The organism is Pseudofrankia coriaricola, from assembly GCF_001854805.1.
GTDB lineage: Bacteria > Actinomycetota > Actinomycetes > Frankiales > Frankiaceae > Pseudofrankia.
The window spans coordinates 38534-52192 of sequence record NZ_MBLO01000269.1; the positions used below are offsets into that span (position 1 = coordinate 38534).

Consider the following 13659-nt stretch of genomic DNA (forward strand, 5'->3'; position numbering starts at 1 on the left):
CATGGGCCCAGACCGCCCGCCACGGTCGGGACAACCCCACCCCGGGTGGGGGTGACCGGGCCAGTCCACCTCGCCAGGGCGCCAGAACCGGCCAACTCCGTCGCGTCACGTCGACGGCCGGCGGGAAGCCCGTACCAGGCCTGGATCAGACTGGCTGCGTGAGTGGTCCTCAGGCCGGTTACTCGGGTACGCCGCTTGTCCGCAAGGTCGGGGTGAAGGCTGGACACCGGGTCGTGCTGTGCGCCGCGCCGGATGGCTGGGCGATCCCGGACCTGCCAGCCGGGGTGACGACGTCAGACCTGGCCCAGCCGCCTCCGGCTGAGCCGCCCACGGCGGCCGGGCAGGCCGACCTCGTCGTCGCTTTCTGCCGGGCGCCCACAGACCTGACCGCCGCTGTCTCGGGGTTCGCTCGGGCGATCCACCCGGCGGGCGCGCTGTGGATCGCCTGGCCTCGCCGCGCGGCCGGGCACCACAGCGACGTCACGGAGAACCTCATCCGCGAGGTCGCACTCCCGCGTGGCCTGGTGGACGTCAAGGTCGCGGCCCTCGACACCGACTGGTCCGGCCTGAAGCTCGTCTGGCGCAAGGAACTGCGCTGACCGGCCAGAGCGACGGACCAGGTGGATGGTCGCGCGAATGGGCCGGCGACGCGGGTCCGGCTTCGGCGGTCGGCTTCGGTGGACGGCATCGGTTTGCGGGTGTTAGGACCTTTTCGCGGTGCCGCGCGTTCTCGCGGGGCCGGGCCCTCATCGCGGGGCGCGGAGATGGGAAGGGTGCCGAACGTGACGGAGACCGACGTGGCCGAGACCGAGCAGGAACGTTTCGAGGTGGCGCGCCAGATCGAGGCGCCAGCCTCGAAGATCTTCGAGGTGCTGCGCGACCCGAAGGGCCATGTGGCCATCGACAGCTCCGGGATGCTGCAGTCCAGCAACGGTGCGCCGGTGGACGAGGTCGGGGACACGTTCGTCGTGCACATGGACCGCGAGTCGCTGAACGACATCCCGCTCGGCAAGTACGACGTCACGGTCATCATCACCGAGTACGAGCAGGACGCGCTCATCGAGTGGACGATCTCCGGTGTGATCCAGCCGCCGATCGGCCACCTCTACGGCTACCGGCTGGAGCCCAAGGAGACGGGCACCCTGGTGACCTCGTACTACGACTGGAGCAGGATCCACGAGGCCTATCGCGGCAAGGGGATCTTCCCGATCATCCCCGAGGCCGGCCTTCGAGCCACCCTCGGCATCCTCGCCCGCACCGTCGAGCAGGGGCAGCAGGGGCAGCAGGGGTAGAGAGGCAACCCGTCCGGGAAAAGCGTCGGACCGCTCGGCCGGAGCCGGGCGTCCCCTGGACAGATGACCAGTGACGATGCCCAGATCCGTGCCGTCGGCGACTTCCGTGGCGTCGGCGCGGTGTTCCGTGGCCGGCCGTAACAACTGGCCGGGCGCTGTAACACCGGCTGGGTAGCGTCCCGTCCCGTCGGAGCGGGATGGGCGCGGTCCGCTGGTCGGTGGTCGGTGGTCGGGCCGGTCCTGCCGGGTCGCGAGAGCCCGAGGAGGCGGCATGAAGGCGGACGGCGTCGCGGGGGCGGCTGCGTTGACGGTCGTCAACGCGTTGCTGGTGACCATGGCGGACGGGCAGGAGCCGTTCCGCGGGTGGTTCACCGTCGACGACAGCGGCACGATCACCGCGATCGGGCCGGGCGACCCGTCGGCCGGGGCGCCGTCGGACGGCCCGAGCGGCGACGCCGACGCGGCGGCCGGCTCCGCCGCCAACGAGGCGGCTGGCTCCGCCGGCGGCGGGACCGTGCTTGACGCGGGCGGCGCGATCGTCGCGCCCGGGTTCATCTCGGCGCACAGCCACCTGTTCATGTCGGGGCTGCGCGGCCTCGGCGTCGGCGAGACGCTGTACGGCTGGCTGGCGGAGAACATGGCCGTGCTGGCCGGCGCCGGCGTCGAGGACCTGTACTGGTTCACGCTGCACGGCTGCCTGGACTTCGCCGAGAACGGCATCACATCCGCGTTCAACTTCACCCAGAGCCGGGTGCTCTGGGAGTACGACCAGCACGCGAACAAGGCGCTGCCCGGCCGGATCCAGCCGGTCGACTTCGTCACCCGCCAGGTCGACGCGGGCGCCGACGCCGGGATCCGGGTGATGTCCGCGGTCCGCCTCGACGACGAGGCGTTCGACGAGGCGCAGGTGCTCGACACCTTCGCCCAGATCGCCGGCTACGCCGACGCCAAGGTCCCCGCCCCGCTCAACCTCGGCACGGCGGTGTTCGGCGCGGTGCAGTGGGCCAGCTCGCCGCGCAGCGCCGCGCTGGAGGCCGAGCTGATGCGCCGCCACACCGTCATCAACCAGGCCCACTTCGTCGAGACGGCGGAGGCGATCGAGCAGCAGCGGGCCAAGTTCGCCTGGTACGACGAGGCCGGGGCGCTGGGGCCGCGTTTCCTGTTCGGCCATTTCGTCCACCCGACGGACGAAATGGTCGACAAGGCGGCGGCGACGGGCGCCGGGATGGTCTGGCAACCGACCTCGAACGGCCGGCTCGGCTCCGGAATCGCCGACATCCCCCGGCTGCGCGCCGCCGGGATCCGGATCGGTGTCGGTCTTGACGACCAGTCCTGCACCGACATCTCCGACCCGTTCCAGAACATGCGGATCGGTATCTACACCCTGCGTGCCCTGCATTCCGACGCCAAGGTGCTCATGCCGCGCGAGATGCTGCGGATGCACACCCTCGGCTCGGCCGAGGTGCTCGGCGTCGCCGACCGGGTCGGCAGCCTGGAGGTCGGCAAGCAGGCGGACTTTCTCGTCGTCGACCCGCGCCAGCCGGATACCGGCCCGATCTGGGACGTCTACGCGACCTATGTGTTCGCCTGCGGCCTGCGCAACCTCAAGCAGGTCTATGTCGGTGGACGGTCCGTCTACGACGCGTCGCAACCGCCGTCCGAGCTCGCGACGACGGCGAGCGCCGAGCTGCACGCCCGCGTCGGGCACGCCGCCCGCGAAGCCGGCGTCACCGTCGGCCCGCTGACCTACTGATCTACTGACGGTTTCCGCCTTCTCCGCGATCGGCGCCGGTATCCGCCGGTCGACTACTTCCCGTAGTCGCCTGTGGCTGACGGGTCGCGTCCGCGGGTATTGAGGGAGTGGCGCCGGCATTACGGCCGGTGGTCATGTCCGTCGGTTGTCGGCGTCGCGCGATATCCCGGCCTTCGGGTGCCGTGTCGAACCGCCGTCCGCGGATGAGAGGGCGCTCTTAACAGAAGACATAGGTTAGTCGGTCTATAGGCGCGTTAATGTGCCGATATGGCCGCTTTGGTTGTGCCGGAGGCTGACGGGGGCGTCTCTGTGCCGTCGGATGATCGGGGCGAGGCCCGGCCCGCAACGGTATGGCTGTCCGAGGCGATCGTTGGCGGCCTGGTGCTGGTCGTGTCGCTGGTCGCCTGGGTCTCGCTGGCGCTGGCCGACCTTGGCGCGCACAGCCTGGCGGCGGTCGCGGCCACCACGGCCTGCCTGGCGGTGGCGGTGGCCGGTGCGGTCCTCGGCCTGCGGGCGCTGAGCGCCGCGCGCCGCCGCCCTCCCCGGGAGCCGGCCGCCGACGAGCCCGGGGAGGCCGAGGAACGCGGGGAGACTGTCGCCTCCGGTGAGGTTCCTGGCAGCAGCCGGCGGCGGGTGCGGATCCGTGTCGATCCCGCGGGGCTCGTGATGATCGCCGGGATCGCCGCGCTCGCGGGCTTTTTCTTCTTCCCTGGGTTCGCCTATGGCGCCGCGGACAAGGACCCCGGCGGTTACGTGGCGCACGGCATGGAAATCGCCCGGACAGGGGGATATTCCCTGCGCGATCCGGCGTCCGACCCATCCCGGGTGCCAGACGTGGAAATGGCCTCTCCCGGGGCGCGATTCCCGGGAGTGTGGATATCCCATGACGACGTGGTCGTGCCACAGTTCTACGCGCTGTGGCCAGCGCTGCTGGCGACGGCCGCGGATATCGGCGGCGAGCACGCCCTCACCCAGGTCGCGCCGCTGTGTGGCCTGCTCGCGGTGTGCACGCTGACGCTCGTCGTGCGACGCGCGGTCACCGGTGCGCTCGGCGGCGCGGCGCCACCGGGCGCAGCCCGCGCCGGGAGCGCCGCCGGGGGCGCCGACCGCGCGGCAGCCGACCGCGCGGCAGCGACCACAGGAGCCGCCGCCGCGGAACAGATGACCAGCCGGTGCGGGCGAGCGGAACGAACATGGGCCTGGTTCCGGCTGGTCGGCCGGACGTCCAGCCGGTACGCGGGCGCGGCCGGGCTGTTCGCCGGCGCCGCTACCGGCGCGCTGCTCGCGACGAACATGCTGCAGGTCTGGCAGGCCAAGTACCCATCGTCGGAGATTAGCGCCCAGATGCTCTTCGTCGGGGCGCTGTTCGGGGTTGTGCTGGCCTTGGCGACCGGTTCCTGGCCTCCCGCGGCCATGGCCGGTGTTCTCGCCGGTATCGGCTTCCTCGACCGCGCCGACGGGATGCTGACGTTGCTGCTCGCGGCGGCGGCCGGGGCCGTGCTCGTCGCGGTCCGCCGGTTCGACCGGCGCGCGGTGGCCTTCGCCGCCGGGTTGGGCGCCGTACTGCCGCACGCGCTCTGGCAGGCCTACTCGCCGGACGCGAACCGTGACTACACCCTCATCAACGGCATTCCCGATCTGCCCGTCATCGCGGGCATCGTCGGGACGCTGTTCGCGGCCGGCCTGCTGGCGCGCCCGGTCGTCGGACGGATGATCACCAGCCGTGCCGCCCGCCAACGCCACACCGTCAGCCAGGCGGAGCGGAACCGACGGATCCAGCTGGTCACGGGCCTGGGCGTGCTGCTGGTCGTGGCGGGGTTGTTCGCGCTCGGTGTGCTGCGCGGACGGCTGTTCGGCGCGGACTACAAGGACTTCGAGGGCCTCGGCCGCCAGCGGACCTATGACGAGCAGTCTCTCGACCGGCTGGCCTGGTTCGTGTCCCGGCCGGCGTTCCTGCTGGCGTTCGCGGGCCTGGCCGTGGTCGCGCTGCGTCGCTGGAACGCCATGCTGTGGGCCGTCGTCCTGTCGACCCTGCCGCTGCTGGCCGTCTACGCCTGGCATACCCACAACTCGGTACGGCTGATGTGGTGGGCGCGCCGCTATGTGCCGGTGGCGCTCCCGGGGCTGCTCGCCCTGGCCGGGATCGCGCTCGGGGTGGCGCTGGCGGCGCTCACCGTCCGCCGGCTGCCGCCGCGGCTCGTGGTCGGCCTGCCCGCGGCCACGGCGCTCGGTGGCCTGCTCGCCTTCGCCCTGCCGCAGTCGCTTCCGCTGCGGCACCACCACGAGATGGGCGGCAGCTTCGCCGTGACCGCCGAGCTCGCCGCGCTGGCGGACGGCCGCGAGGGCGTCTACCTCTGGCCGCGCGAGCCCTGCTGCCTCACGGAGAGCGACCTCTTCCCGGCGGCGTTGTGGCTTGGCCGGGGCCAGCTGTCAGCGTTGCTGCCCGGTGACGAGTCGGACTGGCCCGACTATGTCGCGGACTTCTTCCGCGGCTTCCCGGATTCGCCCGTGTTCGTCATCGGCTCCGGTGCCGACAGACCGCGCATCCCGGGCGTCGGTCTCGTCGCCGCGCGGCGCATCGTCACCTCGTTGCCGTTCTGGGAGGAACGCGAGACCTCGCGCCCCGACCACGCCACCTCCATCCCGGTCGACTTCACCGTCTGGCGGGTACTGCGCCCCTGACGGGAGCGGCGTTTCTGCCCAGGACCTCGGACGTCAAGACGTCGGGCACCGGACCTCGGCCACCAACCAGGGCGGGGGCGCCCGGCCGCGATTCTCAGCGGCCGAGCAGGCCGAGCAGGCCCGGTGGCAGCAGTGGCACGGGCGGCGCCGGCTGGGAGAAATGGGAAAGGGGCCGCCAGCTCACCTCGTCATCGGCGTCCAGGACCTTGCCCAGGTCGTCGCGTTCATAGAACGAACGGTCGACGAGATCCGCGCCGAAGACGAAGGCGATCTCGTGGTGCGGCCGGCCCTCCCACCTGAAGATGTTCTCCAGCACGCCGAGCAGTTCGACGTTCGTGAGCTCGGCGTCCAGCTCCTCACGCAGCTCGCGGTGCACGGCCTCCGCGGCCGTCTCCCCGAACTCGACCCCACCGCCCAGCGGGCGAAAGATCCGGTCGCCGGTGGCGCGGTCCTTCCCCTCGTACACCAGCAGATCGTCCCCGCGCCGCACCGCGGCCAGTGCGATAGGCCGAATTCTCGGAGTTTTCGCCACGTCCCCGGACGCTAGCCGACGATCACACCGCCGAGGCGGGATTCGGGTCGGAGTAGCCGATAGCACGTTCCCGCCCGGCGGCCCGAGGGCCCGAGGGCCGGCCCGAGACCGGGCCGGCCCTCGGGCCATCCGCGACGCGGTCGATGCCGATGCCTCGTCGTCTCAGCCGGCGACCGTGTCGCCGGCCTGCTCGGCGGCGACCTCGGCACGGACCTTGTCCATGTCGACATCCTTCGCCTGCTTGATGAGGTCCTCGAGCGTCGCCGCCGGAAGGGCGCCGGGCTGGGAGTAGAGCACGACCTGGTCGCGCACGATCATCAGCGTGGGGATCGACGAGATGCCGAAATGGGCCGCGAGCTCCGGCTGCGCCTCGGTGTCGACCTTGCCGAACACCGCGTCCGGGTACTTCTCGGACGCCCGCTCGTACACCGGGCCGAACGTCCGGCAGGGCCCGCACCAGGACGCCCAGAAATCGACCAGAACGAGATCGGACTCACCGCCGACCACCTCGTCGAAGTTCTCCTTGGTCAATTCCACTGTCGCCATCGCCGGCCTTCCTCCGTCGGTTTGCCTCGCCCCACTCAAGCACGGGCGGCTCGCCGGCATTCCCAACCGGGGCCGCGCCGCCCCCCGGTGACACCAGTCTGCCGGCGGCCCCGCGTGGGCATGCCCGCGCGTGTGGCGGCGCCGCGGGGCCGAGGGGTTCCGCGGAACCCCGGCCGGGCGCGCGGCGGCGAGCCGCGTCCCGGCCACCTCGTGGTGCTCGCTTACGTCACGCGTAATCGACCGGAATCGGCGCGGCGATGACGGTAGGTGCCACTGACCATTCGAGGTTCGGAGGCACCGTTGACAGCGACCAGGGATGAGCTCGCCCTGACGCCAGCCTCGCCGCCCATCGGGGTTCGGCCGGGGAACCCGCACGAGCGACAGCAGGGGGCGCGACCGCCGTCCGTCCCGGCCGCGCGACCGGGCCACGCGGCAGGGCTGGCGGAACCGCGGCACGGCCGTGAGCCAGGGCTCGCCCGGCTGCTGGAGCTGCCTGTGCTGCTCGCCGGGATCTTTATGATCATTCTGGACTTCTTCATCGTGAACGTGGCGATTCCGTCGATGCAGGCGGACCTTGGCGCGAGCCAGACCGCCATCCAGTGGGTGGTCGCGGGCTTCGGGCTGGCGCTGGGCTGCGGCCAGATCATCGGTGGGCGGCTCGGTGACTCCTATGGGCGCCGTCGGCTGTTCACGCTCGGGATGGCGCTGTTCACCGTCGCGTCGGCGGTCTGCGGACTCGCGGACAGCAGCGAGACGCTGATCGTCGGCCGGGTCGCCCAGGGCCTGGCGGCGGCGCTGATGAGCCCGCAGATCCTCTCGATCATCAGCGTGAGCCGGGTTGGCGCGCGGCGGGCGCGGGCGGTCGCCGCCTACGGGACGACCATGGGCATGGCGGCGGCGTGCGGCCAGCTCATCGGCGGCGCGCTGACGCAGGCGGACGTCGCGGGCCTGGGCTGGCGGGCCTGCTTCCTGATCAATGTTCCGATCGGTGTCGCCGTCGTCGTACTCGCTCCCAGGGCGGTCCGCGAGTCCCGCCTGGACGGGCCGGCCCGCGTCGCCGGACGGAAGGCCGTGGCCGGTGGTGACGGTGATGACGATGGCGGCGGTGATGGTGATGGACGCGGAGGCGCGGGCCTGGATCTCGTCGGAGCGACGCTGGCGACGGTGGCGCTGGTCGCGGCCGTGCTCCCGCTGGTGCAGGGGCGGGACGCCGGCTGGCCCCTGTGGACCTGGCTGTGCTTCGCCGGCGCCGCCGTACTGCTCGCCGCCTTCGGAGTTCATCAGCGGTGGATGGCGCGGCACGGGCGGATGCCACTCGTCGACCCGGCCCTGTTCCGCGAGCGCGCTTTCACGGTGGGCCTCCTCGCGGGCCTGGTGTTCTTCACCGGCATCGCGTCTCTCTTCCTCGTCCTCGCCCTCTACCTGCAAAACGGGCTGGGACTCGACGCGCTGCGCGCCGGCCTGGTGTTCACCCAGCTCGCCGTCGGCTACCTCGTGACGTCGTTCGCCGGCGGCCCGCTGGTCCGCCGGTTCGGCCGGGCGGCGCTCGCCGCTGGCGCGCTGGAGATGGCGGCCGGTCTGGGGCTGCTGGCGCTGGTCGCCCATCATGTCGGGACCGGAGGCCCGATCGGCCTGCTCACGCCTCCGTTGCTGATCATCGGCGCGGGGATGGGCATGGTGATGGCACCGCTGATCGGGGTCATCCTGGCCGGCGTCGCGCCACGGCACGCCGGTACCGCTTCCGGGATGCTCGCGACGGCGCAGCAGGTGGGCAACGCGCTCGGCGTCGCGATCGTCGGGGTTATCTTCTTTGGCGCACTCAGCCGCCCAGGCGGCCCCGCCGGAGCCGACAGCTCCGAGGCGTACCCGCACGCCCTGGTCCTGTCGATCGGCTACCTCGCCGCGGCTTCGGTCACGAGCGCCGCCCTGCTCATGCTCCTGCCAGCCGCCCGCCGAAGCGACGCCGAAACGGGCGCTCCCCGCCGGCCAATCCCGGACCAGGGTGCCGCCACCCCGCGTCCGTCCGCCCCGGACACCCCTTCCTCGGTGCCTGCTGGCTGGCGCGGGACCCCCTGATGGGCGGCGACGGCGCCGTCGCCGACGGCTGGTGCTGGTGCCGTCACCGGGCGACGGCACCAGCACCGATGACGATGATCGGCTGTGGATCCATGACGTCGGACGTAGTGGCGCCGCGGCGGGCATGCCCGTACCGTCCGGATCCATGAACTCGTCGCATCGCGGCGTCCACGCGCGAACGGCGACCTCAGCTGGCGCCAGCTCGACCGGTACCGGCTCGGCCGCGACGATGCCGCCGGCGCGGACCGTGACGAGAAATGTCCGGGCCGGGGTCGGTGCCACCGCGGGCGGCTCCGCTGACGAACCGGTCGGGATGCTGGTGCGGCGGTGGCGGGAGATGCGCCGGCTCAGCCAGTTGGAGCTGGCGCTGGGGGCCGACATCTCCACTCGGCACCTCAGCTTCATCGAGACCGGGCGGTCACGGCCGAGCGCCGAGATGGTGCTGCGGCTGGCCGAGCACCTCGACGTCCCGCTGCGGCGGCGCAACGAGCTGCTGCTTGCCGCCGGCCACGCGCCCGCCTACCGCGAGACGCCGCTCGGCGCGGCGCCGCTCGCCCCGGTGCTGGCCGCCGCCCGGCAGCTGCTGCGCGGCCACGAGCCTTACCCCGCGCTGCTCGTCGACCGATGCTGGGACCTGGTCGAGTCGAACGCCAGCCTGGGTGTCTTCACCAGCAAGGCCCACCCGCGGCTGCTGGAGCCGCCGGTGAACGTGCTGCGCCTGAGCCTGCACCCGGACGGGCTGGCGCCGCACATCGCGAACCTGGGGGAGTGGCGGGCGCATATCCTTGGCCGGCTGCGCCGGCAGGTGCGCGCGAGCGCCGACCCGGAGCTTCTCGCGCTGCTCGACGAGCTCACGACGTACCCGTGCGACCAGGCGGAACCTCTCGTGGAGCTGCCCGGGCCCGGCGACGTCATCGTCCCGCTGCGGTTCCAGCACGAGGGAACGACGCTGACCTTCCTCAGCACGACATCGGTCTTCGGCACCCCCGTCGACGTCACCGTCGCCGAGCTTGCTCTGGAGTCGTTCTTCCCAGCCGACCCGTCGACCGCCGCCACGCTGCACGCGCTGCACCACGACTCCGACCCAGACGGTCGGGCTCCGACGCTGCGCTGAGGGCGCCGGCCAGCGGGGCGAGGCCGACGGGCGAACGCGGTCCGCGTGCGGTCGGCGTGCCGGGCCGGACCGCGGCGGAAGGATTTCCGCCGCACCGATGAGTTCGCGAGGGGTGGTGGGTCTACCTGAACGTCCGTTGATTTCACAAGCAAGAGGGAGCCCTCGATGCCTCCGCTCGACACCACCGTTGTTGGCGCCCCCGTCTGGGTTGACCTGATGACGACCGACCCGGCCGCTGCCCGGACGTTCTATGGCGAGCTGTTCGGCTGGACGGCGCAGGAGCCGAGCGAGGAGTTCGGCGGCTACTTCAACTTCCTGCGGGCGGACCAGCCCATCGCCGGCGGCATGCAGTCCCAGCCGGACCAGGGTGTGCCCGACGTCTGGTCGGTCTACCTGCGCACCGACGACGCCGAGAAGACCGTCGCCGCCGTGGCCGAGAAGGGCGGTCAGGTGATCGCCCCGGCGATGGTCGTCGGCGATCTCGGCGTGATGGCGGTCGTCGGCGACCCGACCGGCGCGATGATCGGCATCTGGCAGCCCGGGCAGCACACCGGCTTCGCCGTGACCGCCGAGCCCGGCGCACCCGCCCACTTCGAACTGTTCACCCGCGACCACCAGGCGGCCGTCGGCTTCTACCGCGACGTCTTCGGCTGGAACACCAAGACGGTGGGTGACACCGACGAGTTCCGCTACACGATCCTGGTGAACGCCGCCGGCGAGCCGCTCGCCGGAATCATGGACGCCTCCACCTTCTTGCCGGCCGGGGAGCCGGCGCACTGGTCGGTGTACTTCGCGACCGAGGACGTCGACGCGACCCTCGCGACGGCCGCCGAGCTCGGCGGCAAGACCGTCAACCCGCCCATGGACACCCCGTACGGCCGCCTCGCCACCGCCGTCGACGTCACCGGCGCGGTCTTCAAACTGGTCGGCCCGAACAACGACCCGAACGTCGCGCCGACGGGCTGACGGAATGGCGCTCCGGTCCGGGTCCGGGTCCGGGTTCTGGTCGAGGCCCGGGTCCCGGTCCGGCAAAGGCCACCTGGCCCGGACCAGAACCATTCGGCGCCGGCCGGCGCCTCGATCAGTCGGCGCGGCCCTCGGGAACGCCAGCGGTGGCCTCGAAGATGAGCACCGGTGAGTGGGCCACGACGGGTCGCGGCCGGTCCTGGCCGGGGAGCTGACGTAGCTGTTTGATCGTCGGTTCGACCACGGAGGCCCAGATGTCGTCCGGCAGGTCCCACAGCCGGGACCAGAGCCGGGCCTCGATCTCCGCGGCGGCCTGCTCGGGCGTCGCGGCGCCCTCTTCCTGCGCGATCGGGAATCTCTCGACCAGGCGCAGCCCGTGTCGCTCGGCCGCCTCGATGACCGCCTCGGGCTGGGATCGGGCGGCCCGCAACCGGTAACTGTGCAACCTGGCGCTCATCGCGTCCATGAGGTGGTCGACGTCGGAGACCGTGTCGTGACTGCCCCCGCCTACGACCGCGAGGCGCCCGCCGGACCGCAGCACTCTGGCCACGTCGCCCAGTACGGCGGATGTGTCGGCGACCAGGTGCAGCACGTGGATGGCGGCGCAGGCGTCGACGCTGGCGTCCTGGAGCGGGATGGCGCTCGCGTCCGCGCGGATGACCCGTCCCGGAACCCGTTCCGTCGCGTAGGCGAGCATCTGCTCCGACAGGTCGATGCCGATGACCTCCCGGCCGAGGGAGGCGAAAGCGGCGGCGATCAGCCCTGTCCCGACGCCGATCTCCAGCAGTCTGCCGTCCGGCAGGTGCGGTCCGACCTGCGTGGCGATCGAGCGGCCTCGTGCCTCACCGCCGCGGGTCTCGTCGTAACGGTCAGCGATCCGGTCAAAATTGACGGACTCCGGCACAATCTCACCCTATGTCCGCCGGCCCGCGTTGATCTTTCGTTTCGCTGGTGCTCCGCAGGCCTTTCCGGCTCAGCGCCGACGCCGTCCGGTGGCCAGCCGTGGCGCGCGGCGAGGCCCAGCGATCCGGCCGCCGGCGCGGCCGGTCGCGGCTCAGTCCGTCGCGGCCTCGGGTGAGGGTGGGCCGGACGGATCCCATTCGAGTGGTTCCGCCGGGGCGGGGGGCGGGTCGCCGGCCGGGGAGAGGGCGTACCAGCCGACGTCGTGCCAGCGGCCGAACTTGTGGCCGGTGTTCGGGTGGACGCCGACGAGCTCGAAGCCGACCGCGCTGTGCAGGCCGACGCTGGCCGGGTTCGGATGGGTGACCCCGGCGAACAGCGTCACATAGCCGAGCGCGCGGACCTGGGGAATGAGCTGGGCGTATAGCCGGCGGCCCAGCCCGCGGCCGCGCTGCCCTGCCTTCAGATAGACGGAGACGTCGGCCGACCAGCGGTAGGCCGCGCGCGCCGCGTGCTTGCAGGCGTAGGCGTATCCGGCAGGCTCGCCGTCGACCTCGGCGATCAGCCACGGCATCCGCGGACGTGCGTCCATCCGTCCCAGCATCTCGTCCACGCTGGGAACGACCTCCTCGAACGAGATCGCCGTCTCCAGGATCCAGGGTGCGTAGATCTCCCGAATGATGGCGGCGTCGGCCCGACCCACCGCCGGCCTGATCACGATCTGGGATTCCGTGGCCGGCGGCGCGTCGGCCCGCTGTATGAGTTCCATGCCGCCATTTTTCTCGGCGGCGAACGTGGTCGGCGACCCATGGTGGCAATGTCATGTTGACGTAACGTGTCCGAGACCTGACGCCGAGCGCAGATTGCTGCCACCGCGGGGAGACGCCTACCGCAGGGAGATGATCGTCTCGAGGTAGGTGGACGGGAGCGCCACGCTGCCGCCGTCCTGGTGACGATCCCAACGGCGCGCCAGGTCGGCCAGGTCGGTTCCGAGGTCCCCACGGCCGTCGTCGTCGAGCGCCTCGAACGCCTTGAGGGTCGGTCCGTACCAGCGGCGGAAGAAGCCGACGAACTCCTCGGGCGAGGCGAACCGGAACACGCAGGTCCGTTCCACGGACCGGATCTCGGCCGCGGCGTCGCCGAACAGCTCGGCCAGGTGCGTATCGGTGCCCCACAGCATCGGGGACGGGACCCCCTTCGGCCCGGGGACGTGCTTCGTGATCGTCCGGAACATCTCGCCGATGAAGCCGGACGGCGTCCAGGACACCAGGCCGATCACGCCGCCCGGCCGGGCGGCGCGGACCAGCTCGGCGGCGGCCCTGCGGTGGTCCGGCGCGAACATCGACCCGAAGACCGACAGCACCGCGTCGAACGAGCCGTCGGGGACGGGCAGGTCCTCCGCGTCGCCGACGCGGAACTCGACGTCGAGCCCCTCGACGGCGGCGCGCTCCCGGGCGGTCTCCAACAGGCCGGGAACGTAGTCGACGCCGACGGCCTGGGTACCCGACCGGGCGGCCGCGATCGCCGCGTTGCCGGATCCGCAGGCCACGTCCAGTACCCGCCAGCCGGCGCGTAGATCGGCCGCCTCCGCCAGCAGCTCACTCTGCAGCACGATGCGTGCGCCCACGACGGCGAAATCGCCGCTGGACCACGTCTTCTGCTGCTTCGCCTTGACCGCGGCCAGGTCCGGCCCGGTCGCGGTCGCGGTGGGGGTGGCGGGGGTGAGCGTCATTGCTCTTCTCCTTCGAGGTTGCCCGGGTCGGTCGTTGTCCCGGGGCGGACTGTCGCGGGCGCCGCC

12 protein-coding genes are annotated in these 13659 nt (G+C 72.0%); 7 read left to right on the forward strand and 5 right to left on the reverse strand.

Annotated features, from left to right (window positions below; all coding sequences use genetic code 11):
* Positions 1–158 precede the first annotated feature (158 nt).
* The 4 genes from BCD48_RS42185 (at position 159) to BCD48_RS42200 (ending at position 5727) form a co-directional block, all read left to right on the forward strand.
* Entirely contained in the window at positions 159–599 is a 441-nt protein-coding gene (locus BCD48_RS42185) for a DUF3052 family protein (RefSeq protein WP_071054016.1), read from the forward strand.
* A 183-nt stretch (positions 600–782) separates the two neighbouring features.
* Positions 783–1292 carry an SRPBCC family protein gene (locus BCD48_RS42190; protein ID WP_241842402.1) on the forward strand — a complete coding sequence of 170 codons (510 nt, stop codon included), beginning with the start codon at positions 783–785 and terminating at the stop codon, positions 1290–1292.
* A gap of 271 nt (positions 1293–1563) precedes the next feature.
* Positions 1564–3045 carry an amidohydrolase family protein gene (locus tag BCD48_RS42195; protein WP_071054018.1) on the forward strand — a complete coding sequence of 494 codons (1482 nt, stop codon included), beginning with the start codon at positions 1564–1566 and terminating at the stop codon, positions 3043–3045.
* A 267-nt stretch (positions 3046–3312) separates the two neighbouring features.
* Complete coding sequence (locus tag BCD48_RS42200) at positions 3313–5727, forward strand: hypothetical protein (RefSeq protein ID WP_131804229.1); 2415 nt, start codon at positions 3313–3315, stop codon at positions 5725–5727.
* Between the two features lie 94 nt (positions 5728–5821).
* On the opposite strand, the gene BCD48_RS42205 is transcribed toward BCD48_RS42200, so the two are convergent.
* Together BCD48_RS42205 and trxA are read right to left on the reverse strand one after the other, a co-directional pair.
* On the reverse strand, positions 5822–6259 hold the full coding sequence (locus tag BCD48_RS42205) for an NUDIX hydrolase (protein WP_071054020.1): 438 nt from the start codon (positions 6257–6259) through the stop codon (positions 5822–5824).
* 162 nt (positions 6260–6421) lie between these two features.
* The gene (gene trxA, locus BCD48_RS42210; RefSeq protein ID WP_071054022.1) at positions 6422–6805 is read right to left on the reverse strand and encodes a thioredoxin; all 384 of its coding nucleotides are present in this window, start codon (positions 6803–6805) and stop codon (positions 6422–6424) included.
* Between the two features lie 300 nt (positions 6806–7105).
* Between trxA and BCD48_RS42215 the strand changes: the two genes are divergently transcribed.
* From BCD48_RS42215 to BCD48_RS42225, 3 genes are all read left to right on the forward strand, one after another.
* Positions 7106–8881 carry an MFS transporter gene (locus BCD48_RS42215; protein WP_083420042.1) on the forward strand — a complete coding sequence of 592 codons (1776 nt, stop codon included), beginning with the start codon at positions 7106–7108 and terminating at the stop codon, positions 8879–8881.
* A gap of 247 nt (positions 8882–9128) precedes the next feature.
* Positions 9129–9995, forward strand: coding sequence for a helix-turn-helix domain-containing protein (locus tag BCD48_RS42220; RefSeq protein ID WP_491677207.1), 867 nt, complete (start codon positions 9129–9131; stop codon positions 9993–9995).
* A gap of 165 nt (positions 9996–10160) precedes the next feature.
* Positions 10161–10961, forward strand: a complete 801-nt coding sequence (locus BCD48_RS42225; protein ID WP_071054025.1) for a VOC family protein — start codon at positions 10161–10163, stop codon at positions 10959–10961.
* 115 nt (positions 10962–11076) lie between these two features.
* Here the strand turns inward: BCD48_RS42225 and BCD48_RS42230 are convergent, their stop codons facing one another.
* The 3 genes from BCD48_RS42230 to BCD48_RS42240 form a co-directional block, all read right to left on the reverse strand.
* On the reverse strand, positions 11077–11865 hold the full coding sequence (locus tag BCD48_RS42230) for a methyltransferase domain-containing protein (RefSeq protein WP_071054027.1): 789 nt from the start codon (positions 11863–11865) through the stop codon (positions 11077–11079).
* Between the two features lie 150 nt (positions 11866–12015).
* A complete protein-coding gene (locus BCD48_RS42235; RefSeq protein ID WP_071054028.1) occupies positions 12016–12630 on the reverse strand; it encodes a GNAT family N-acetyltransferase in 615 nt (204 codons plus the stop codon).
* A 117-nt stretch (positions 12631–12747) separates the two neighbouring features.
* Positions 12748–13593 (reverse strand): class I SAM-dependent methyltransferase, encoded by an 846-nt coding sequence (locus BCD48_RS42240; protein WP_071054030.1) that lies wholly within the window; start codon positions 13591–13593, stop codon positions 12748–12750.
* Positions 13594–13659: the final 66 nt, after the last annotated feature.

Excerpts from the sequence above, each read along its gene's own strand:
- BCD48_RS42240 (WP_071054030.1), bottom strand. The coding sequence starts at position 13,593 with ATGACGCTCACCCCCGCCACCCCCACCGCGACCGCGACCGGGCCGGAC.
- BCD48_RS42195 (WP_071054018.1), top strand. The coding sequence starts at position 1,564 with ATGAAGGCGGACGGCGTCGCGGGGGCGGCTGCGTTGACGGTCGTCAAC.
- BCD48_RS42235 (WP_071054028.1), bottom strand. The coding sequence starts at position 12,630 with ATGGAACTCATACAGCGGGCCGACGCGCCGCCGGCCACGGAATCCCAG.
- BCD48_RS42200 (WP_131804229.1), top strand. The coding sequence starts at position 3,313 with ATGGCCGCTTTGGTTGTGCCGGAGGCTGACGGGGGCGTCTCTGTGCCG.
- trxA (WP_071054022.1), bottom strand. The coding sequence starts at position 6,805 with ATGGCGACAGTGGAATTGACCAAGGAGAACTTCGACGAGGTGGTCGGC.
- BCD48_RS42225 (WP_071054025.1), top strand. The coding sequence starts at position 10,161 with ATGCCTCCGCTCGACACCACCGTTGTTGGCGCCCCCGTCTGGGTTGAC.